We start from the raw sequence: 18,611 nt of genomic DNA, 5'->3' as shown, positions 1-18,611 counted from the left end.
TTTCAATGACGCGTCTGTTCTCCCCGATCCAGCTGGGCGGCCTGACCCTGCCCAACCGGGTCGTCGTCGCCCCCATGTGCCAGTACAGCGCCGTCGACGGCGTGCCCCAGCCCTGGCACGCCATGCACCTGGGCTCGCTGGCCGTGGGCGGCCCCGGCCTGGTGATCGTGGAGGCGACCGGGGTGGAGGCGGCCGGGCGCATCTCCCCCGGCGACACCGGCCTGTGGAACGACGCGCAGGAAGAGGCTTTCGCGAAGCTGCTGGCCGGGATCCGCACCTATTGCGATACGCCGATCGGCGTCCAGATCGCCCACGCCGGCCGCAAGGCCTCGACCAACGCCCCCTGGAACCGCCACGGCGCGCCGCTGACGCCGGAGGAGGGGGCGTGGACCACGTTCGCCCCCTCGGCCGTGCCGTTCGACAACGGCTGGCATACGCCGCAAGCCCTGGACGAGGCCGGCCTGACGCGCGTGCGCGACGCCTTCGCCCAGGCGGCCCGCCGCGCCGACCGCGCCGGCTTCGACGCGGTCGAGCTGCACGCCGCCCACGGCTACCTGCTGCACGAGTTCGCCTCGCCGCTGTCGAACAGGCGCGAGGACCAGTACGGCGGCTCGCTGGAGAACCGCCTGCGCTTCCCGCTGGAGGTCGCCGCCGCCGTGCGCGAGGCCTTCCCGCGCCACAAGGCGCTGGGCGCGCGCATCACCGGCTCGGACTGGATGGAGGGCGGGATCACGCCGGACGAGGCGGTGGCGTTCGCCGTGGGTCTGAAGGCGCTGGGCTACGACTTCGTGGACGTCACCAGCGGCGGGGTCGCCCCGCGCGCGCCGATCCCCGGCGCCGAGCCGGGCTACCAGGTCAGCTTCGCCGAGCAGGTGAAGCGCGAGGCCGGCCTGCCCACCATGGCGGTCGGCATGATCGTCGAGCCGGCCCAGGCGGCGGCCATCGTCGCCTCCGGCCAAGCCGACATGGTCGCGGTCGCCCGCGGCTTCCTGGACGACGCGCGCTGGGCGCTGCACTCGGCCGCCAAGCTCGGCGACGAGGTGCGGCCGCCGGTGCAGTACGCCCGCGTGGTCCCGCAGCACTGGCCGGGCTGGCGGCTGGCGCACCCGACGCTCGAGGAGAGCGGCAGCGGGGACTGAACGCCAAAAAGAAAGGGCTCCCCGAGGGGAGCCCTTTCCAGATCCGTTGGTCGGATACGGGTCGATTACGACGCGTAGTATTCGACGACCAGGTTCGGCTCCATCTTCACCGGGTACGGCACTTCGGCCAGTTCCGGGGCGCGGACGAAGCGGACCGAGAAGCCGCGGTCGCCCTGCTCGATGTAGTCCGGGATGTCGCGCTCGGCCGACTGCAGGGCTTCCAGCACCAGGGCCATGTTGCGCGAACGCTCACGCACTTCCACGACGTCGCCGGCCTTCACGCGGTAGGAGGCGATGTTGACGCGCTTGCCGTTCACCAGCACGTGGCCGTGGTTGACGAACTGACGGGCGGCCCAGACGGTCGGCACGAACTTGGCGCGGTAGACCACCGCGTCCAGGCGCGACTCGAGCAGCGAGATCAGGTTTTCCGAGGTGTTGCCCTTGCGGCGCGCAGCTTCCGTGTAGGTGCGGACGAACTGCTTCTCGGTGATGTTGCCGTAGTAGCCCTTCAGCTTCTGCTTGGCCTTCAGTTGCAGGCCGAAGTCCGAGACCTTCGACTTGCGGCGCTGGCCGTGCTGGCCGGGGCCGTAGGAGCGCTGGTTGACCGGGGACTTCGGGCGACCCCAGAGGTTTTCACCCATCGCCCGGTCGAGCTTGTACTTCGCGTTGTGACGCTTCGACATAAGTCGTCTCTTTCACTCGACGCGGGCCGGCGATCCCCCGATGGGACCGCGATTTCAACGGCGGCGCTCACGTCACCCGTCATGGATTTCCGGCGCGCAGGCCGAGGGCCGCGCGGGAAAGCGGGCCTTATGGCGGGGCGGGGCGGGGGAGTCAACGGGGCGGGACGGTTCGCGCGCTCATAGGGCCTCCGGACAAGCCCTCGCTTTCATCCGCCGTCGCCAGCTGCAATCCTGCGGCCCGCCAGACTTGGGGGTCGGTATGGCGTTGACCGTGAGCGCTCCTGCCGGAGCCCGAGTGCGCAAGTTCTTCGAACAACTGGGCCCGGGCCTCGTCACGGGCGCGGCCGACGACGACCCGAGCGGCATCGGCACGCACAGCCAGGTCGGGGCGCAGTTCGGGTACGGCCTGGCCTGGACCTTCGTGTTCAGCTTCCCGCTGATGGTGGCCATCCAGGAGGTGGCCGCGCACATCGGCTGCGTGACGGGCGCGGGCATCGCTCGGAACCTGCGCCGCCACTATCCCCGGCCGCTGCTTTGGGCGGTCGTGCTGCTGTTGCTGGTCGCCAACGTCGTCAACCTGGGCGCTGATCTCGGCGCCATGGGGGCTGCACTGGCGCTGTTGCTGGGCGGGGGCGGCGCGGCGTTCACGATCATGTTCGGCATGATCTGCGTGGTGCTGGAGGTCACGCTGAACTACGCCCGCTACTCAGCGGTCCTGAAATGGACGACGCTGTCGCTGTTCTCCTACGTCGCGGTGGTGGCGGTGGCGGGCGTGCCGTGGGGGCGGGCGCTGAGCGCGCTGGTGATCCCGGAAATCCAGTGGAACGCCGCCTACGCCATGGCGATGGTGGCCATCCTGGGCACGACGATCAGCCCCTACCTGTTCTTCTGGCAGGCCGCGCAGGAGATCGAGGAGCAGCACCGGCATCACGCCAAGCCGCTGTGCGTCACCCCGCGCGAGGCCGGCCCGGAGTTCCGGCGCATCCGCGTCGACACCCTGACGGGGATGGCGTTCAGCACCGTCATTTCTGTCGCCATCGTCTTCGCCACCGCGGCCACCCTCAACGCGAACGGGGTGACCGACATCACCACCTCGGCGCAGGCGGCCGAAGCGTTGCGGCCCATCGCCGGCCCCTTCGCCTTCGCCCTGTTCGCCGTAGGCATCATCGGCACGGGTCTGCTGGCCGTGCCGGTGCTGGCGGGGTCGGCCGCCTACGCGGTGACCGAGATGGTCGGGGTCGCCGGCAGCCTGGACGCCAAGCCGCTCAAGGCCCGGCTGTTCTACGCCACCATCGCCGTCACCACCTTGCTGGGAGCGTCGCTGAACTTCTTCGGCGTCGACCCCGCGCGCGCGCTCTACTGGGCGGCCGTGGTGAACGGGGTGCTGGCCGCCCCGCTGATGGTGGTGATGATGCTGATCGCGCGTAACGGCCGCGCCATGGGCCGGCTCACCCTGCCGGGGCGGGCGACCGTCTTTGGGTGGGCCGCGACGGCGGTCATGGCCGCCGCGACGGCGATCTTCTTCCTCACGGCCTTCTGACGCGGTCGGCGATCACTGCACCTCGACCAGGAGCGCGCTTGGTCGCGCCTGCGCCGGGCCTGGCCGCAAACCGGCTGGAGCGGGCGCGGCGGGCGCGCGAGCCATCGGCGACCGGCTTCCAATCCTGGACGCCCCTCGCTTGGAAGCTCGTATGCGCCGCCTGTTCCTGCTCTCCGCCGCCGTCCTGGCCCTGGCCGCCTGCGACCGCAAGGCCGACGCCCCCGCCGACAAGGCGTCGACCTCGACCGAGGCGGCCCCTGCCGGGGTGGTGCTGGACGCCGCCGGCCTGCCGAAGGTGCGATCCGGGCTGTGGGAGGTGACCAGCACCGAAGACCGCGGCAAGACCACGAAGGTCGAGAAGCAATGCGTCGGCGAAGAGGGCACGCGCGAACTGCGCGAGATCCTGACGCGCCGGGACACGCCGGAGTGCAAGTTCACTCAAGGGCTCAAGGCGGGCGGGTTCGTCGTGACGGCCGTCTGCGAGCAGGGGGGCGGCGTGAAGTCCCTGTTGACGGTGGTCTGGCACGGCTCGGAGACCGCGTTCGACATGAAGATGTCGGTCGGGGCCGAAACGCCTCAGGGCAAGATCGACGCCGGTGAGATCCGCGCCAAGGGCCAATGGACCGGGCCCTGCCCGGCGGGCGTGAAACCGGGTGACGAGATCGAATGAGGCTTTGGCCTCTCCCCGAAGGAGAGAGCGTTACTGCACCTCGACCCGGCCGCTCAGCTTCACGCCGTCGCCGCCCAGGCGCGCGGCGTGGAAGGCCAGGTGGTCGTCGATGAAGGTCTGGATGAAGAAGTAGCTGTGGTCGTAGCCCGGCTGCATGCGCAGGGTCAGCTTCTGGCCGGCCTTTTCGCAGGCCTCGGCCAGCAGCTCCGGCTTCAGCTGCTCCTTCAGGAACGGGTCGCTGTCGCCTTGATCGACCAGGATGTCGTCGAAGGCGCCAGCGCCGACGCCGTCCTCGATCAGCAGGGTGGCGTCATGCGCGCGCCAGGCCGAACGGTCCGGGCCGAGATAGGCGGTGAACGCCTTCTCGCCCCAGGCGCAGCGCGTCGGCGAGACGATCGGCGCGAAGGCCGACACCGACTTGAACAGGTCCGGATTGCGCAGCGCGATGGTCAGCGCCCCGTGGCCGCCCATGGAGTGGCCGAAGATCCCGCGCGCGCCCGGCAGGGTGTTGAAGCTGGCGTCCACCGCCTTCAGCAGGTCCTGGGTGACGTAGGACCACATGTGGAAGTGCGGCGCCCACGGCGCCTCGGTGGCGTCGACATAGAAGCCGGCGCCCTGGCCCAGGTCGTAGTCGGGGCTGTCGGCCACGCCCTCGTCGCGCGGGCTGGTGTCCGGCGCGACCACGATCAGGCCGTAGCGTGCGGCGGCGCGGTAGGCGCCGGCCTTCACCGTGAAGTTCTCCTCGGTGCAGGTCAGGCCCGAGAGCCAGACCACCACCGGGAAGGGACCCTCGCCGGCCGGCACGAAGGCCGAGAACCGCATCGGCACGCCGGTCGCGGTGCTGAAGTGGCGGCAGTAGTTCAGGGTGCCGCCGAAGACGCGATGCTGGGCGAGGGTTTCGATCGTCATTAGAAGACAACCACCGAGCGGATGCTTTCGCCCGCGTGCATCAGGTCGAAGGCCTCGTTGATGCGGTCCAGCGGCAGGACGTGGGTGATCATCGGGTCGATCTCGATCTTCCCGTCCATGTACCAGTCGACGATCTTCGGCACGTCGGTGCGGCCGCGCGCGCCGCCGAAGGCCGAGCCCTTCCAGACGCGGCCGGTGACCAGCTGGAACGGGCGCGTGGAGATCTCCTTGCCGGCCTCGGCCACGCCGATGATCACGCTCTCGCCCCAGCCGCGGTGGCAGGCTTCCAGCGCCGTGCGCATGACGTCGGTGTTGCCGGTGCAGTCGAAGGTGTAGTCCGCGCCGCCGTCGGTCAGGGCCACCAGGTGGGCGACCAGGTCGCCGGAAACGTCCTTCGGGTTGACGAAATGGGTCATGCCAAAGCGGGCGCCCCACTCGGCCTTGTCCGGGTTGATGTCGACGCCGACGATCTTGTCCGCGCCGACCATCTTCAGGCCCTGGATCACGTTCAGGCCGATGCCGCCCAGGCCGAAGACGATGCAGTTCGAGCCCGGCTCGACCCCGGCGGTGTTCACGACCGCGCCGACCCCGGTGGTCACGCCGCAGCCGATGTAGCAGGCCTTGTCGAAGGGGGCGTCGGGCCGGATCTTGGCCACCGCGATCTCGGGCAGGACCGTATGGTTCGAGAAGGTCGAGCAGCCCATGTAGTGGTAGATCGGCCGGCCCTTGTAGGAGAAGCGGCTGGTGCCGTCCGGCATCAGGCCCTTGCCCTGCGTGGCGCGGATCTTGGTGCACAGGTTGGTCTTGCGCGACAGGCAGCTTTTGCACTCGCGGCATTCGGGCGTGTAGAGCGGGATCACGTGGTCGCCCGGCTTCACCGAGGTCACGCCCGGCCCGACCTCCAGCACCACGCCCGCGCCCTCGTGGCCCAGGATCGAGGGAAACAGGCCTTCGGAATCTAGGCCGTCCAGGGTGTAGGCGTCGGTGTGGCAGATCCCCGTCGCCTTGATCTCGACCAGCACCTCGCCGGCCTTCGGCCCCTCCAGGTCGACTTCCACGATCTCCAGCGGCTTCTTGGCTTCGAAGGCGACGGCGGCGCGGGTCTTCATGGGCGGGCTCTCTGGTTCGGCGAACGACGGCCGGCAGATGGCCCGCGCCGCGGGACAACGTCAACGGGTAGGGACGGCGGCGCCGCCGCAAATACGGCGTCACCCTCGGGCTTGTCCCGAGGGCCCATGGTCAGGCTTGGCGCGAACGGAACGATGGGCCCTCGGGACAAGCCCGAGGGTGACGATCGTTGGCGGGTTCACTTCTTCCCGAACAGTCCGCCGAACAGGCCGCCGCGGGCCTTCGGCTGGGGCGCGCCGGCGCCGACCGGGGTCGCGGTCGGCGCGGCCTTGGCGGGCGCGGTGCGGGCGTGGTGGTCGGCCAGCACCATGGCCACCACCTGGGTGACCTTCTCGCCGGTCGGGACGTGCAGGAATTCGTTGGGGCCGTGGGCGTTGGACTGCGGGCCCAGCACGCCGGTGATCAGGAACTGGGCCTTGGGAAACTTCTCGCCCAGCATGGTCATGAACGGAATGGAGCCGCCTTCGCCCATCAGGGCCGCGGGCGCGCCGAACGCCGCCTGCGAAGCCTTCTGCACCGACTCCTCCAGCCACGGCGCCAGCGGCGGGGCGTTCCAGCCGGGGTTGGCCTGCTCGGCCTCGAAGGTGACCACAGCGCCGTAGGGCGGGTTCTCGGTCAGCAGCTTCTGCACCACGGCGGCGGCCTTCCCGGCGTCGGCCGTGGGCGGCAGTCGGACGCTCAGCTTGGCCGAGGTGAACGGGCGCAGCACGTTGCCGGCGTTGGCCGACGGCGGCAGGCCCTCGGCCCCGACGGTGGCCAGCTGCGGGCGCCAGGTGCGGTTCAGCACCAGCTCGGCCGGATCAGCGGTCACCGGCTTCATCCCGGCCTCGAACGGGAACTTGGTCCACACCTCGTCGCCCAGCGACGCGGCGGCGCGCCTGGCCTGCTCGACCCGCTCGGCCGGGATGTCGACCCACAGCTCCTTGGGGCGGATCTCGCCGGTGGTCTCGTCCTCCAGGCGCGAGATCAGCTGGCGCAGGATGCGGAAGCTGGAGGGCACCACGCCCGAGGCGTCGCCGGAGTGCACGCCTTCGGTCAGCACCTTCACCGTCAGCTGGCCGCCCATCAGGCCGCGCAGCGAGGTGGTCAGCCACAGCTGGTCGTAGTTTCCGCAGCCCGAGTCCAGGCACACCACCAGCGACGGCTCGCCGATGCGGGCGGCCAGATGGTCGACGTAGAAGGGCAGGTCGTAGCTGCCGCTCTCCTCGCAGGCCTCGATCAGGATTACGCAGCGGGCGTGCGAGACGCCCTGGTCGCGCAGGGCCAGGATGGCGGCCAGCGCCCCGAACATGGCGTAGCCGTCGTCGGCGCCGCCGCGGCCATAGAGCTTGTCGTCCTTCAGCACCGGGACCCACGGCCCCAGCCCCTCGGCCCAGCCGCTCATCTCCGGCTGCTTGTCGAGGTGGCCGTAGAGGAGGACGGTCTCCGGCCCGGTCCCGGGGATCTCGATCAGGATCACCGGCGTGCGGCCTTGCAGGCGCACCACCTCGAGGCTGGCCCCCGGGACGCTCGCGATCTTGGCGCGCGCCCAGCCTTCCAGCAGCGAGACCGCCTGATCCATGTAGCCGTGCTCGGCCCACTGCGGGTCGAAGTGCGGCGACTTGTTGGGAATGCGGATGTAGTCGGTCAGGGTCGGCACGATCTCGTCGCGCCACACGCCGTGGACGAAGCCCTGCAGCTTGGCGGCGTCGATCATGGCGGAGGCTCCCTGGCGGCGACGGCGCCCATCTAGGCCGATCGATCCGCGTTCGTCGAGGGAGGTGCGACAAGCTTGACAGTTGGTGCCGCGACGTCGCTCCCTTGCCGTCTCGCTCGGAGGAGACGGTCATGGCCAGCCCATGGAAGCGTGTCGTCTGCTTAGCGTTCGCTTTCTCAGCCGGCCTTTTGCTGTCGGCCTGCAACCTGGTCACGACCGAAGCGCCGCTGTTCACGGCCGCCGACGCCGCGCCGACGCCCCCGCTGCGCGAAGGAATCTGGGTGGGCGGCAAGGAGAAGGACTGCCGGTTCGACGAGACGCGGCCGGTCACCAGCTGGCCCAAGTGCGCCAACTGGTTCCTGGTCCGCGGCGACACCCTCAGCCACTACGACGCCGACAAGAAGTCCTGGGAGTACGCGATCCTGCGCGACGGGCGAGTCTCGACCTTCGAGGACGGCAAGTGGAAGGAGGAGGGCGGCTTCCTGCTGGTGGCCGGCGATCCGATGATCGGCCAGCTCGGGGAGGAGAAGCCGGACCAGCCCAAGGCGTACTTCTACATGGGCCTGCGGCCGACGCTCGACGACCAGGGCCGGGTGATCCAGATGAGCGTCTGGCCGGTGCAGTGCGGGCCGCCGCCGCCCCCGGCCAAGGACGGCGAGAAGCCGGCCTTCGCCACCCAGGCGCCGTTCGCGGGCATGACCATGGTCGAGAACAACTGCACGACCTCTTCCCAGGACGCGCTGCGCGCCGCGGCGAAGGCCAGCGAGGGGCTGGACGCCACGACGCCCACCGCGCACTGGCTGCGCGAAGGGGACCATTGAGCCCTCAGTTCGCGGCGGCGAGCTCCGCGTCCATCCGCTCGAACAGCCGGGCCATAAATGCCCGGCAGGTTTCCCGGCGGGCCTTGTCGTAGGACCAGCGGGCCTGGCTCGCGCGCATCACCGCGCCCTTGCCCATGCGCGCGGCCCAGGCCGCCTGGCCGGCGGCCTCGGCGGCCATCTTCACCGCCCAGGCGCAGTTGTGGCTGCGCGCCTTGTCGGGATCGCGCCGGTCGGCGGCGTTGAGCGCGGCGACGCGCGCGTCGGCGCGGGCCAGCAGGCGCGCCTCCGTCGCGGCCGGGCCCCGGCCGGGGATGACGCCCAGGGCGTCGCGGCCTTCCCAGCGCGTGATCTCGTCTCGCGAGCGCATCTGCCGGAGCGCGTCCAGGTACATGCGCCAGCGGGGCTCGGCGCGCGGCGCGTTCGCGGCCGCGGCTTCGGCGTGCGCCACCGCGGCGTCCAGCAGGTCGAGTTCGATCCGCTCCCAGGCGGCGGCGTCCAGGGCCGGCCAGGCGCGCGCCCGGGCCACGAGGCCGGCGCACAGCTCGGCCTGCCCGTCTTCGCCCAAGCCTTCGCCCAGCTTCATGGCCAGATCGGCCAGCCAGCCCGGCATGAGATCGTCAGGGCAGAGGTTCTCGTCGTAGATGTCCCAGCCGAACACGGCCAGCGGACACCACCACTCTTCGGTTTTCAGCGGGAAGGCCGGCCGGCGCGTCGCCGCGACGACCGCGCCGTTCGCCACCAGGCGCTCGGCCAGGACCACGCGCTGCTCGCGTGTGGGGTCCGGGCCCGGGTTCGCGCATTCCCGCGCGTACGGCCGGTGCTCGCGCGTCTCGCGCTCTTCCTCGGCGACCTCGATCTCCTCCAGCGTCGGCGGGCTCGGCGCCGGCGGGGCGGGGGACAGGCCGGCCGCCGCGTCCATCGCCCGGACCAGCACGTCGATCAGTCGTACCGCCGCTTCGGCGCGCGCCTGCTCGCGGGCGAGGTCGGCGCCCAACGTCGCGTGGATCATGTGCCCGCCGCTTCGCGACAGCTCCGTCGCCCAGGCGGCCCAGCCGGCGGCGTCCACCGCCAGCAGCGCGTTTTCTTGCGTCCGCACCGATCTCGCGTCCTCGCGCGCCCGCGCGGCCGCCTGGCGCACGCCCGCGCGCCCGGCCAAGACGACGGCCCGCCAGCGGCGCAGGTCTTCCAGCGTCTGCTTGCCCTCGACCAGGTCGCGAAGGCCCGCGAACCCGTGGGCCACGCCCCGCAACGGAGATCTTGGACGCGGCAGGGCGGCGACCGCCGCCGCGGCGATTCCGACGGCCGCGGCGCGGGTCAGCGCCAAGGCCCGCTCGACCCCGGCCGGATCGGCGTCGCGCCATTCCCGCTTGGCGCGGTGGAAGTGCGCGTCCGACCAGTCCCGCGCCCACCGGCCGGCCCAACGCGGCTGCGCCAGCGACAGATTTCCGCCAAGACGGCCCAGCAGGGTGATGGTGTGGGAAATCTGCGCGTCCGTGTCGCGATCCCACAGCCGCCGCCGCGCCCCGGACTCCACGTCGATTCCGGCCAGCAGCCGGTCTATGAGGCGCTCGGCGACGGCCTTGGGATTGCTTTCGGTGAAGGCGCGCAGGCCGCTCTCCAGCCGGTCCCAGGCGGCCGCGTCGAAGGCGGACCACGCCTGCGCGCGCTGGGTCAGGCCATAGGCGAGCCGGGCCTCGTCCGACGGGTTCAGCCTGTTGCGGAGCTCGGCGACCATTTTCGGCAGCCAGGCGGGCACGCCTTCGGCCTGCAACTGCGCGGCCAGGGTCTCAGGCGGGGGCGCCCACGCCGCCTCGGTTTCCGTCGACTCGCCCTGCACGCACGCTCTCCCCGCTCGCGCCGAACATAGGGCCGCCCCCCAAACGAAAGAAGCCGCCGTCTTCCGACGGCGGCTTCCTCGCGTTTCAGTCCGACTGGGGGCCTCAGGCCATGTAGGCCGGCATCCAGCCTTCGTGGGCCTTGCGCAGTTCGGCCAGCGGCACGCTGAACAGCTCGCGCGAGGCGAAGGCGTCGCCGCCGGCCTCCCCGGCCACGATGGCGTGCACGCCCGCCGCCTTGGCCTCGGCCAGCAGGGCGTCGGCGTCGCGGGTGGCGATCAGGTAGCGGCCCTGGTCTTCGCCGAACAGGAACGGGTGGGCGTGCTCGGTCGAGGTGGCGATCAGGGTCACGCCGACGTTGGCGGCGAGCGCCATGTCGGCCGCGGCGGCGACCAGGCCGCCGTCCGACAGGTCGTGCACCACCTTGGCCCGGCCCGAGCGGATCAGGCCGCGCACGAAGTCGCCGTGCTTCTTCTCGATCGCCAGGTCGACCGGCGGCGGGGCGCCTTCCTCACGGCCGAACAGGGCGCGCAGGTACATCGACTGGCCCAGCTCGCCCTTGCTGTCGCCGATCAGCACCAGGGTGTCGCCGTCCTTCAGCCCGCCGAAGCCGGCGCGCAGGTCGTAGTCGGGGATCAGGCCGACCGCGCCGACCGTGGGGGTCGGCGGAATGGCGACGCCGTTGGTCTCGTTGTAGAGGCTGACGTTGCCGCTCACGACCGGGAAGTCGAGCGCGCGGCAGGCCTCGGCCATGCCTTCAATCGCGCTGACGATCTGGCCCATGATCTCCGGACGCTCGGGATTGCCGAAGTTCAGGTTGTCGGTGATGGCGATCGGGTCGGCGCCGACGGCGGTCAGGTTGCGCCAGGCTTCCGCCACCGCCTGCTTGCCGCCCTCGTACGGATCGGCCTGCACGTAGCGCGGGGTGCAGTCGGAGACCACGGCCAGCGCCTTCTTGGTGCCGTGCACGCGCACGATGCCGGCGTCCGCGCCGGTGGCGCTGTCGGCGACCGTGTCGGCCATGACGTGGCGGTCGTACTGCTCCCAGATCCAGCGCTTGGACGCCATGTCCGGGGTGCTCATCAGCTTCAGCACCGCGTCGTTCCAGTCGGCCGGGGCCGGGACCTGCTTCGGGTCGAGGCGGGCCGGCGGGGTCGGCTTCACGAACGGACGCTCGTACAGCGGCGCGTCGTCGGCCAGCGGGGCCAGCGGCAGGTCGCAGACCACCTCGCCCTTGTGGCGCAGCACGATGCGGCCGGTGTCGGTGGTCTGGCCGATCACCGCGGCGTCGAGGTGCCACTTGGAGAAGATGCGGTGGGCGTCGGCCTCGCGGCCGGGCTTCAGGATCGCCAGCATGCGCTCCTGGCTCTCCGACAGCATCATCTCGTAGGCCGACATGTTCTCTTCGCGCTGCGGCACGGCGTCGAGGTCGAGCTCGATGCCGACGCCGCCCTTGCCGGCCATCTCGACCGACGAGGAGGTCAGGCCGGCGGCGCCCATGTCCTGGATCGCCTCGACCGCGCCTGAGGCCATCAGCTCCAGCGTGGCTTCGATCAGCAGCTTCTCGGCGAACGGGTCGCCGACCTGCACGGTCGGCCGCTTCTCCTCGGAGTCCTCGCTGAACTCGGCCGAGGACATGGTCGCGCCGTGGATGCCGTCGCGGCCGGTCTTGGAGCCGAAGTAGACCACCGGCAGGCCGGCCGCCGGGGCGGCCGAGTAGAAGATCTTGTCGGCGTCGGCCAGGCCCACGCACATGGCGTTGACCAGGATGTTGCCGTTCCAGCCGGGGTGGAAGTTGGTCTCGCCGCCGACGGTGGGCACGCCCACGCAGTTGCCGTAGCCGCCGATGCCGGCCACGACGCCGGCGACCAGGCGCTTGGTCTTCGGATGGTTCGGATCGCCGAAGCGCAGCGCGTTCAGCAGGGCGACGGGACGCGCGCCCATGGTGAAGACGTCGCGCATGATGCCGCCCACGCCCGTCGCCGCGCCCTGGTAGGGCTCGATGTAGGACGGGTGGTTGTGGCTCTCCATCTTGAACACGGCCGCCTGGCCGTCGCCGATGTCGACCACGCCGGCGTTCTCGCCGGGGCCCTGAATCACCTTGGGGCCGGAGGTCGGGAACTTGCGCAGGTGGGCGCGCGAGGACTTGTAGGAGCAGTGCTCGCTCCACATCACGCTGAACACGCCGAGCTCCACCAGGGTGGGCTCGCGCTCCAGGCGCTTCAGGATCAGAGCGTACTCGTCGGGCTTCAGACCGAACTCGGCGGCGAGCTCGGCGCTGGTCTTGGCGGGGGCGGCTGAGGTCATGGCCGGGCGAATTAGCGGATTCAGACGCCGGGGAACAGGGCGCCTCGCTCGCGCGCTTCACCCATGTGGTCCGGCCCCAACAGGTGGTCCCCGGCTGTTGGGGTGAGGCCGGACCACAAGCTTATGAATCTGCGGCCCTACTCCGGGAGGCGGAACTGCCTGTCGGAGGAGGGCCGCGGGGGGTGTGTATGGAGTTTTTGTGATGAGTCCGGACGTCCGAGACCAGTCCTCCGGCGGCCATGCGGCGTCGCCGTACGGCCGCGACATCCATCAGAACGAGAAGGCCCCGGGCGAGGAGAAGGTGTTCGCCTCGGACGTCGACGGCGGCGCCGGCGGCGACGCCGAAGAGGTCGACATCGCGGCCGACGACGTCGGCGCCTCGGCCATGGCCCAGCATTTCGAAGAAGAATGCCGCGCTCACCAGGACAAGCGGGTCGGCTCGACCCCGGCGATCAATCGCAGCGGCGCGATCGTGTGCGGCCCCGAGGGCGACGAAGTCGACCCGGGCGCGGGCTGAGGAGAGGTCAAACCATGCCGCATCTTCCCGACCTGCCGCAGACCCCCGACCTGGACAGCCCCGAAGAGCGCCGCGCGTTCGAGCGCCGGGCGGCTGAAGAGGCGATGGAGAGCGAACACCAGGTCTTCGCCGGCAGCGCCCGCCACGTCGGCGGCGTCGAGTTCGACGACCCGGGCGTGTTCGAGATCGACGATCCGGAAGTGGACCCGGACGACCTGATCGTGCCCGGCGAGGTCAGCGGCGGGCCGCTGGAGACCGGCTACGAATTCCGCACCGAGGCGGAGATCCGCGACCGCGATCCCGGCGATGCGGCCGGCAGCCTCAGTCCCGACCAGCCCGGTGTGACCACCGTGGTCGCCCGGGCCGACGCCGACCTTGGCGGCGCGCCCGCGCCGAACGTGGTCGCGCCCCAGCAAGGAGCCGCCGAGATGAGCGCCGGCAGAGACGATCATGAACGGGACCGCGCCTCCGCGCGGCGCGAATGGAAAGGCGATCGTACCGGCGAGCCGGCGGACGACCTGTACAACCCGACGGAGGTGAGCTCCACGCGCATGCGCCAGCAGGGCTTGGGCATGGGCGAGGAGGAGCTGCGCATGCAGCGCGACGCCCGGCGCGAATACCACGTCCGCGAGGACATGCCTGGCGGCGAGCCGCCCCCGCCTGAGCCGCGGCCGCGTCGCCCGGACAAGCGGCAGTAGTCGTGTTCGGCCGTCGCGGCACCGCCCGGGCGGCCGCCGCCCGGCCGCAGATCGTACGCTTCGAGAACTGGGGCGCGCGCCGGCTGAACGCGCCGTTCGTCCAGGAGCGGCGCGCCTGGCGCACCGCGCCGGACACGTCGTGGCTCCAGCCGTTGGCGGCCGAAGCCGTGGCGCTCTGGAACCGGCTCAGGACCCGGGCGGCCGCGCCGATCGCCTGAAAAGCAAAAACCCCGGCGTGCCGAGCGGCGCGCCGGGGTTTCCGATTTCAAGTTCGGTCAGCGCCTCAGGCGGCCGAGGCCATCACGCTCTGGAACAGGGCGGCGCCGTCGGCCGAGCCCAGGGCCGCTTCGAAGGCGCGGTCCGGGTGGGGCATCATGCCCAGCACGTTGCCCTTTTCGTTGACGATGCCGGCGATGTCGCGGGCCGAGCCGTTCGGGTTCTCGACGTAGCGGAACACGACCTGACCCTCGCCCTCGATGCGATCCAGGGTGGCTTCGTCGGCGAAGAAATTCCCCTCGCCGTTGCCCTGGGTCATCATCACGTGGCGCTTCTCGCGGTAGCCCGAGGTGAAGCGGGTCTGGGCGTTGGTGACTTCCAGCTCGATCGGCTTGCAGACGTACTTCAGGCCCGAGTTGCGCAGCAGGGCGCCGGGGAGCATGCCGGCCTCGCACAGGATCTGGAAGCCGTTGCAGATGCCGACCACGGCCACGCCGCGCTCGGCCTCGGCCTTCACGGCGCGCATCACCGGCGACTGGGCGGCCATGGCCCCGCAGCGCAGGTAATCCCCGTAGGAGAAGCCGCCCGGCAGCACGATCAGGTCGAGACCCGACGGCAGGGCGGTCTCCTGGTGCCAGACCATCTCGACGGGGGCGCCGGTGGAGCGTTCGACCGCGACCTTGCAGTCACGATCGCAGTTGGAACCCGGAAAAACGACGACGGCGGCTTTCATCGGCTCAGGCCACCTCGATCCGGTAGCTCTCGATCACCGTGTTGGCCAGCAGGCGCTCGGCCATCGACTTGATCTCGGCTTCGGCCTTCGCCTTGTCGGCGTGGTCGAAGTCGAACTCGATAGTCTTGCCCACGCGGACGTGGCCGACGCCGGACCAGCCGAGGTCGTGCAGGGCGCCCTCGACCGCCTTGCCCTCGACGTCCAGCACGCCCGGTTTCAGGAAAACGTGGACCTTGGCCTTCACCTCAAACTCCGTTCGTCGGTCGGCGGATGCGCCGGAAGCGCCGCGGGGAGGCGGCGCGGGAAGTCTTGCGGACCGCGGCGGGGCTGTTAGCCCACGCCGCCTTCGATCACCCGCGGCATGTCCTTCATGATGCCCAGGCGCTTGGCCACCTCGGTGTAGCTCTCGATGACGTTGCCGAGGTCGCGGCGGAAGCGGTCCTTGTCGAGCTTTTCGTTGGTGGCGGTGTCCCACAGCCGGCAGCTGTCCGGGCTGATCTCGTCGGCCAGGATGACGCGGCTGAAGTCGCCTTCGAACACGCGGCCGAACTCGATCTTGAAGTCCACCAGGGTGATGCCGACCGCGCCGAACATGCCCGACAGGAAGTCGTTCACGCGCAGGGTCATGGCCAGCATGTCGTCGATCTCCTGGGTCTGGGCCCAGTTGAACGCCGTGATGTGCTCTTCGGTGACCAGCGGGTCCCCGAGCTTGTCGTTCTTGTAGTAGAACTCGATGATCGAGCGGGGCAGCTGCTGGCCTTCCGGCAGGCCGAAGCGGGTCGCCAGCGAGCCGGCCGCGACGTTGCGGCACACGACCTCGAGCGGGACGATCTCGACTTCCTTGATCAGCTGCTCGCGCAGGTTCAGCCGCTTGATGAAGTGGTTCTGCACGCCGATGGCGTTCAGCCGCGTCATCACATACTCGCTGATGCGGTTGTTGATGACGCCCTTGCCTTCCAGAACCGCCTTCTTCTGCGCGTTGAACGCGGTGGCGTCGTCCTTGAAGTACTGGATCAGGGTGCCCGGCTCCGGACCCTCGTAGAGGATCTTGGCCTTGCCTTCGTAGATTTTCTTGCGGCGGGTCATTTGAATTCGCTTCCCCGGGGAGGGGTGTCGGTCTCCGGAAACAAAAACGCGCGGCCCCAGATTTCCGTCTGGACGGCGCGCGCTCCGGAATCGGCCTCGACACGTATATAGGGCCGGGATCAAACTAACGGAACGGGGCACGGGGCGCAAACGGCGCGACCTGTCGTCGTGGCGTTGCGCCGCAGGCTCGAGAGGTTCAGGTTAACGATCGGGGCACCCTGCGGAGAGGCGGATGACGACCTTCGACGAGCGCGAGCAGGCCTTCGAGGCGAAGTTCGCCCACGACCAGGAGGTCGAGTTCAAGGCGCACGCGCGCCGCGACCGGCTGCTGGGCCTGTGGGCGGCGGAGCGGATGGGGCTGTCGCCCGAGAGCGCCGAACAGTACGCCGCCGTCCTGGTCCGCGCCGACGTGGGGCGCAGCGGCGAGGACGACGTCGCCCGCAAGGTCATCCAGGACCTGGCCGCGTCCAATGTCGCGGTGCCGGAAGCGGTGCTTCACCAGAAGATGGACGAGCTGCTGGCCCAGGCGCGCGAGCAGATCCGCTCGGGCCTTTAGCGCCGACTCAGTCGTCCCGCAGCCAGCCGACCACCGACAGGCGCGGGGCGGCCGCGTAGGGCGCGACCGGGGCCACCGAGTGCATGCGCGGCACGCCGAACAGGGTCAGCATGTTGAAGCCCGGGGTCAGGCCGCGTGCGATCTCGCCGGCGTCGTCGTGGAACAGCAGCTGGCCGCCCCAGTCCGGCCGCCAGCCGCGGGTGAAGCCCAGCGTGTAGGCCGCCTTGCGGCGCGCGGTGCCGGCGGTCTGGTCGGTGCGGTCGTCGTGCAGGGTCAGGAAGTCGTTCGGCCGGTAAAAGGTCGCCTGGGCGTCGGCCTTGGTGACGGCGGCCGCCCGGATCACCGCCGCCCCGAAGTCCAGGAACGGGCGGCTGTTGATGAACTCGGTCACCTGATGGATCGGGTGGCCCGGATCGCGCCGCTGCACGTAGGCGCGGATCATCGGGTAGCAGAGATAGACGTAGGCGAAGCCGGAGGCGGCGCGGGCCGAGACGTCCTGCAGCTTGCGCGCGATCCCGTCGCGGCCCAGGGCCGCCAGGGCGTCGCGGGACAGGGTCTCGTCGCCGCCCATGGCGTTGGAGAGCGCCATCTCCCAGGGCATGGCGTTGTTCAGCATGGCGGCGACGTGCTCGGCCGCTTCGGGTTCGAGCACGTCGCGGATCTGCACCACGCCCTCGCGCGCGAAGGTCTCGGCGTAGGCCTCGACCTCCAGCGCGGGGTTCAGGCGCAGGGCCGTCACCTCAGGCGTCCCCGAACACGCGGGCGAACACCGTGTCCACGTGCTTGGTATGGTAGTCGAGGTCGAACACGGCCTCGAGCTCGGCGGCGGTCAGGTTGGCGCTGACCTCCGGGTCGGCCTTCAGGAAGTCCAGGAAGGCGCCTTCGCCGCGCCACACCTTCATGGCGTTGCGCTGGACGGCCGCGTAGGAATCCTCGCGGCTCATGCCTTTCTGGGTCAGGGCGAGCAGCACGCGCTGAGAGTGCACCAGCCCGCCCAGACGGTCGAGGTTCTTGGCCATGTTCTCGGGATAGACGTTCAGCCGCTCCATCACCCCGGCCAGGCGGCGGAGCGCGAAGTCGAGGTGGACGGTGGCGTCCGGGCCGATGCCGCGCTCCACCGACGAGTGGCTGATGTCGCGCTCGTGCCAGAGGGCGACGTTCTCCATGGCCGGCACCACCGACGAGCGCACCAGGCGGGCCAGGCCGGTCAGGTTCTCGGTCAGGATCGGGTTGCGCTTGTGCGGCATGGCCGACGAGCCCTTCTGGCCCGGATCGAACGGCTCTTCCGCTTCCAGCACCTCGGTGCGCTGCAGGTGGCGGATCTCCACCGCCAGCCGCTCGACCGAGGAGGCGACCACGCCGAGCGCCGCGAAGTAGGCGGCGTGGCGGTCGCGCGGGATCACCTGGGTGGAGACCGGCTCCACGGCCAGGCCCATCTTCTCGGCGACGTAGGCTTCGACCCGCGGGTCGACGTTGGCGAAGGTGCCGACCGCGCCGGAGATGGCGCAGGTGGCGACTTCCTCGCGGGCGGTCTCGAGGCGCTTTTTGGCGCGCACGAACTCGGCGTAGTAGCCGGCCAGCTTCAGGCCGAAGGTCACCGGCTCGGCGTGGATGCCGTGGCTGCGGCCGACGCACGGCGTGAACTTGTGCTCCAGCGCGCGGCGCTTGATGGCGACCAGCACCTTGTCGACGCCTTCGATCAGCAGGTCGGCCGAGCGGACCAGCTGGACGGCGAAGCAGGTGTCGAGCACGTCCGAGGAGGTCATGCCCTGGTGCAGGAACCGGGCTTCGTCTCCGACGATTTCCGCCACATGGGTCAGGAAGGCGATGACGTCGTGCTTGGTGACCCGCTCGATCTCGTCGATGCGGTCGGAATCGAAGCTGGCGTCCTTGCCCTTGGCCCAGATCGCCTCGGCGGCGCTCTTGGGGATCACGCCGAGCTCGGCCATGGCCGTGGCGGCGTGGGCTTCGATCTCGAACCAGATCTTGTATTTGGTCTCAGGCGACCAGATGGCGGCGGCTTCGGGGCGGGCGTAACGAGGGATCATGGCGCGCTGATTAGAAGAGGAGCGCCGCG

19 protein-coding genes are annotated in these 18,611 nt (G+C 70.5%); 8 read left to right on the top strand and 11 right to left on the bottom strand.

Annotation, left to right across the window (positions count from 1 at the left end):
- Positions 1 to 5 precede the first annotated feature (5 nt).
- Positions 6 to 1,139 (top strand): NADH:flavin oxidoreductase/NADH oxidase, encoded by a 1,134-nt coding sequence (locus H8B08_RS11325; protein ID WP_187450302.1) that lies wholly within the window; start codon positions 6 to 8, stop codon positions 1,137 to 1,139.
- A 65-nt stretch (positions 1,140 to 1,204) separates the two neighbouring features.
- Here the strand turns inward: H8B08_RS11325 and rpsD are convergent, their stop codons facing one another.
- The gene (rpsD, locus tag H8B08_RS11320; RefSeq protein ID WP_187450301.1) at positions 1,205 to 1,822 is read right to left on the bottom strand and encodes a 30S ribosomal protein S4; all 618 of its coding nucleotides are present in this window, start codon (positions 1,820 to 1,822) and stop codon (positions 1,205 to 1,207) included.
- A gap of 295 nt (positions 1,823 to 2,117) precedes the next feature.
- Between rpsD and H8B08_RS11315 the strand changes: the two genes are divergently transcribed.
- Together H8B08_RS11315 and H8B08_RS11310 are read left to right on the top strand one after the other, a co-directional pair.
- Positions 2,118 to 3,362 carry an NRAMP family divalent metal transporter gene (locus H8B08_RS11315; protein WP_370545459.1) on the top strand — a complete coding sequence of 415 codons (1,245 nt, stop codon included), beginning with the start codon at positions 2,118 to 2,120 and terminating at the stop codon, positions 3,360 to 3,362.
- Positions 3,363 to 3,513: 151 nt separating this feature from the next.
- Positions 3,514 to 4,032 (top strand): DUF3617 family protein, encoded by a 519-nt coding sequence (locus H8B08_RS11310; RefSeq protein ID WP_187450299.1) that lies wholly within the window; start codon positions 3,514 to 3,516, stop codon positions 4,030 to 4,032.
- A 30-nt stretch (positions 4,033 to 4,062) separates the two neighbouring features.
- Here the strand turns inward: H8B08_RS11310 and fghA are convergent, their stop codons facing one another.
- The 3 genes from fghA to H8B08_RS11295 form a co-directional block, all read right to left on the bottom strand.
- Entirely contained in the window at positions 4,063 to 4,941 is an 879-nt protein-coding gene (gene fghA / locus H8B08_RS11305) for an S-formylglutathione hydrolase (RefSeq protein ID WP_187450298.1), read from the bottom strand.
- Positions 4,941 to 6,050: an S-(hydroxymethyl)glutathione dehydrogenase/class III alcohol dehydrogenase gene (locus H8B08_RS11300; RefSeq protein WP_187450297.1), complete on the bottom strand. Its 1,110-nt coding sequence runs from the start codon at positions 6,048 to 6,050 to the stop codon at positions 4,941 to 4,943. The genes fghA and H8B08_RS11300 overlap by 1 nt, the downstream gene beginning before the upstream one ends.
- Positions 6,051 to 6,247: 197 nt before the next feature.
- A complete protein-coding gene (locus H8B08_RS11295; protein WP_222934423.1) occupies positions 6,248 to 7,765 on the bottom strand; it encodes a M20 family metallopeptidase in 1,518 nt (505 codons plus the stop codon).
- A gap of 131 nt (positions 7,766 to 7,896) precedes the next feature.
- Between H8B08_RS11295 and H8B08_RS11290 the strand changes: the two genes are divergently transcribed.
- Positions 7,897 to 8,586, top strand: a complete 690-nt coding sequence (locus H8B08_RS11290) for a hypothetical protein (protein WP_187450296.1) — start codon at positions 7,897 to 7,899, stop codon at positions 8,584 to 8,586.
- Positions 8,587 to 8,590: 4 nt separating this feature from the next.
- Here H8B08_RS11290 and H8B08_RS11285 read toward each other — a convergent pair whose 3' ends face one another.
- Positions 8,591 to 10,423, bottom strand: a complete 1,833-nt coding sequence (locus H8B08_RS11285; RefSeq protein WP_187450295.1) for a hypothetical protein — start codon at positions 10,421 to 10,423, stop codon at positions 8,591 to 8,593.
- Between the two features lie 103 nt (positions 10,424 to 10,526).
- Entirely contained in the window at positions 10,527 to 12,728 is a 2,202-nt protein-coding gene (gene purL, locus H8B08_RS11280) for a phosphoribosylformylglycinamidine synthase subunit PurL (RefSeq protein WP_187450294.1), read from the bottom strand.
- Between the two features lie 202 nt (positions 12,729 to 12,930).
- Between purL and H8B08_RS11275 the strand changes: the two genes are divergently transcribed.
- Genes H8B08_RS11275 through H8B08_RS11265 form a run of 3 tightly spaced genes read left to right on the top strand, consistent with a single transcriptional unit; the run spans position 12,931 to position 14,161 of the window.
- Positions 12,931 to 13,245, top strand: coding sequence for a hypothetical protein (locus H8B08_RS11275; protein ID WP_187450293.1), 315 nt, complete (start codon positions 12,931 to 12,933; stop codon positions 13,243 to 13,245).
- A 14-nt stretch (positions 13,246 to 13,259) separates the two neighbouring features.
- Positions 13,260 to 13,943: a hypothetical protein gene (locus tag H8B08_RS11270; RefSeq protein ID WP_187450292.1), complete on the top strand. Its 684-nt coding sequence runs from the start codon at positions 13,260 to 13,262 to the stop codon at positions 13,941 to 13,943.
- A 2-nt stretch (positions 13,944 to 13,945) separates the two neighbouring features.
- Positions 13,946 to 14,161, top strand: a complete 216-nt coding sequence (locus H8B08_RS11265; protein ID WP_187450291.1) for a hypothetical protein — start codon at positions 13,946 to 13,948, stop codon at positions 14,159 to 14,161.
- Positions 14,162 to 14,226: 65 nt separating this feature from the next.
- Here H8B08_RS11265 and purQ read toward each other — a convergent pair whose 3' ends face one another.
- The 3 genes from purQ to purC all read right to left on the bottom strand — a co-directional run bounded on the left by purQ (position 14,227) and on the right by purC (position 15,978).
- Complete coding sequence (gene purQ, locus H8B08_RS11260; RefSeq protein ID WP_187450290.1) at positions 14,227 to 14,892, bottom strand: phosphoribosylformylglycinamidine synthase subunit PurQ; 666 nt, start codon at positions 14,890 to 14,892, stop codon at positions 14,227 to 14,229.
- A 4-nt stretch (positions 14,893 to 14,896) separates the two neighbouring features.
- The gene (purS, locus tag H8B08_RS11255; protein ID WP_163262467.1) at positions 14,897 to 15,136 is read right to left on the bottom strand and encodes a phosphoribosylformylglycinamidine synthase subunit PurS; all 240 of its coding nucleotides are present in this window, start codon (positions 15,134 to 15,136) and stop codon (positions 14,897 to 14,899) included.
- Positions 15,137 to 15,222: 86 nt separating this feature from the next.
- Positions 15,223 to 15,978, bottom strand: coding sequence for a phosphoribosylaminoimidazolesuccinocarboxamide synthase (gene purC / locus H8B08_RS11250; protein WP_163262465.1), 756 nt, complete (start codon positions 15,976 to 15,978; stop codon positions 15,223 to 15,225).
- 232 nt (positions 15,979 to 16,210) lie between these two features.
- Between purC and H8B08_RS11245 the strand changes: the two genes are divergently transcribed.
- Positions 16,211 to 16,534: a DUF1476 domain-containing protein gene (locus H8B08_RS11245; protein WP_187450289.1), complete on the top strand. Its 324-nt coding sequence runs from the start codon at positions 16,211 to 16,213 to the stop codon at positions 16,532 to 16,534.
- A gap of 7 nt (positions 16,535 to 16,541) precedes the next feature.
- Here the strand turns inward: H8B08_RS11245 and H8B08_RS11240 are convergent, their stop codons facing one another.
- Positions 16,542 to 17,273: a 2OG-Fe(II) oxygenase family protein gene (locus H8B08_RS11240; RefSeq protein ID WP_187450288.1), complete on the bottom strand. Its 732-nt coding sequence runs from the start codon at positions 17,271 to 17,273 to the stop codon at positions 16,542 to 16,544.
- 1 nt (position 17,274) lies between these two features.
- Complete coding sequence (gene purB / locus H8B08_RS11235; protein ID WP_187450287.1) at positions 17,275 to 18,582, bottom strand: adenylosuccinate lyase; 1,308 nt, start codon at positions 18,580 to 18,582, stop codon at positions 17,275 to 17,277.
- Positions 18,583 to 18,611 lie beyond the last annotated feature (29 nt).

This window comes from Caulobacter sp. 17J80-11 (assembly GCF_014349105.1).
Taxonomy (GTDB): domain Bacteria; phylum Pseudomonadota; class Alphaproteobacteria; order Caulobacterales; family Caulobacteraceae; genus 17J80-11.
This window is presented reverse-complemented; position numbering and strand designations above follow the sequence as displayed.

Coding starts and splice junctions, on each gene's coding strand:
- H8B08_RS11270 (WP_187450292.1), top strand. CDS start 13,260: ATGCCGCATCTTCCCGACCTGCCGCAGACCCCCGACCTGGACAGCCCC.
- H8B08_RS11275 (WP_187450293.1), top strand. CDS start 12,931: ATGAGTCCGGACGTCCGAGACCAGTCCTCCGGCGGCCATGCGGCGTCG.
- H8B08_RS11290 (WP_187450296.1), top strand. CDS start 7,897: ATGGCCAGCCCATGGAAGCGTGTCGTCTGCTTAGCGTTCGCTTTCTCA.
- fghA (WP_187450298.1), bottom strand. CDS start 4,941: ATGACGATCGAAACCCTCGCCCAGCATCGCGTCTTCGGCGGCACCCTG.
- H8B08_RS11300 (WP_187450297.1), bottom strand. CDS start 6,050: ATGAAGACCCGCGCCGCCGTCGCCTTCGAAGCCAAGAAGCCGCTGGAG.
- H8B08_RS11310 (WP_187450299.1), top strand. CDS start 3,514: ATGCGCCGCCTGTTCCTGCTCTCCGCCGCCGTCCTGGCCCTGGCCGCC.
- purQ (WP_187450290.1), bottom strand. CDS start 14,892: ATGAAAGCCGCCGTCGTCGTTTTTCCGGGTTCCAACTGCGATCGTGAC.
- rpsD (WP_187450301.1), bottom strand. CDS start 1,822: ATGTCGAAGCGTCACAACGCGAAGTACAAGCTCGACCGGGCGATGGGT.
- purB (WP_187450287.1), bottom strand. CDS start 18,582: ATGATCCCTCGTTACGCCCGCCCCGAAGCCGCCGCCATCTGGTCGCCT.
- H8B08_RS11295 (WP_222934423.1), bottom strand. CDS start 7,765: ATGATCGACGCCGCCAAGCTGCAGGGCTTCGTCCACGGCGTGTGGCGC.
- H8B08_RS11245 (WP_187450289.1), top strand. CDS start 16,211: ATGACGACCTTCGACGAGCGCGAGCAGGCCTTCGAGGCGAAGTTCGCC.
- H8B08_RS11325 (WP_187450302.1), top strand. CDS start 6: ATGACGCGTCTGTTCTCCCCGATCCAGCTGGGCGGCCTGACCCTGCCC.
- purC (WP_163262465.1), bottom strand. CDS start 15,978: ATGACCCGCCGCAAGAAAATCTACGAAGGCAAGGCCAAGATCCTCTAC.
- purL (WP_187450294.1), bottom strand. CDS start 12,728: ATGACCTCAGCCGCCCCCGCCAAGACCAGCGCCGAGCTCGCCGCCGAG.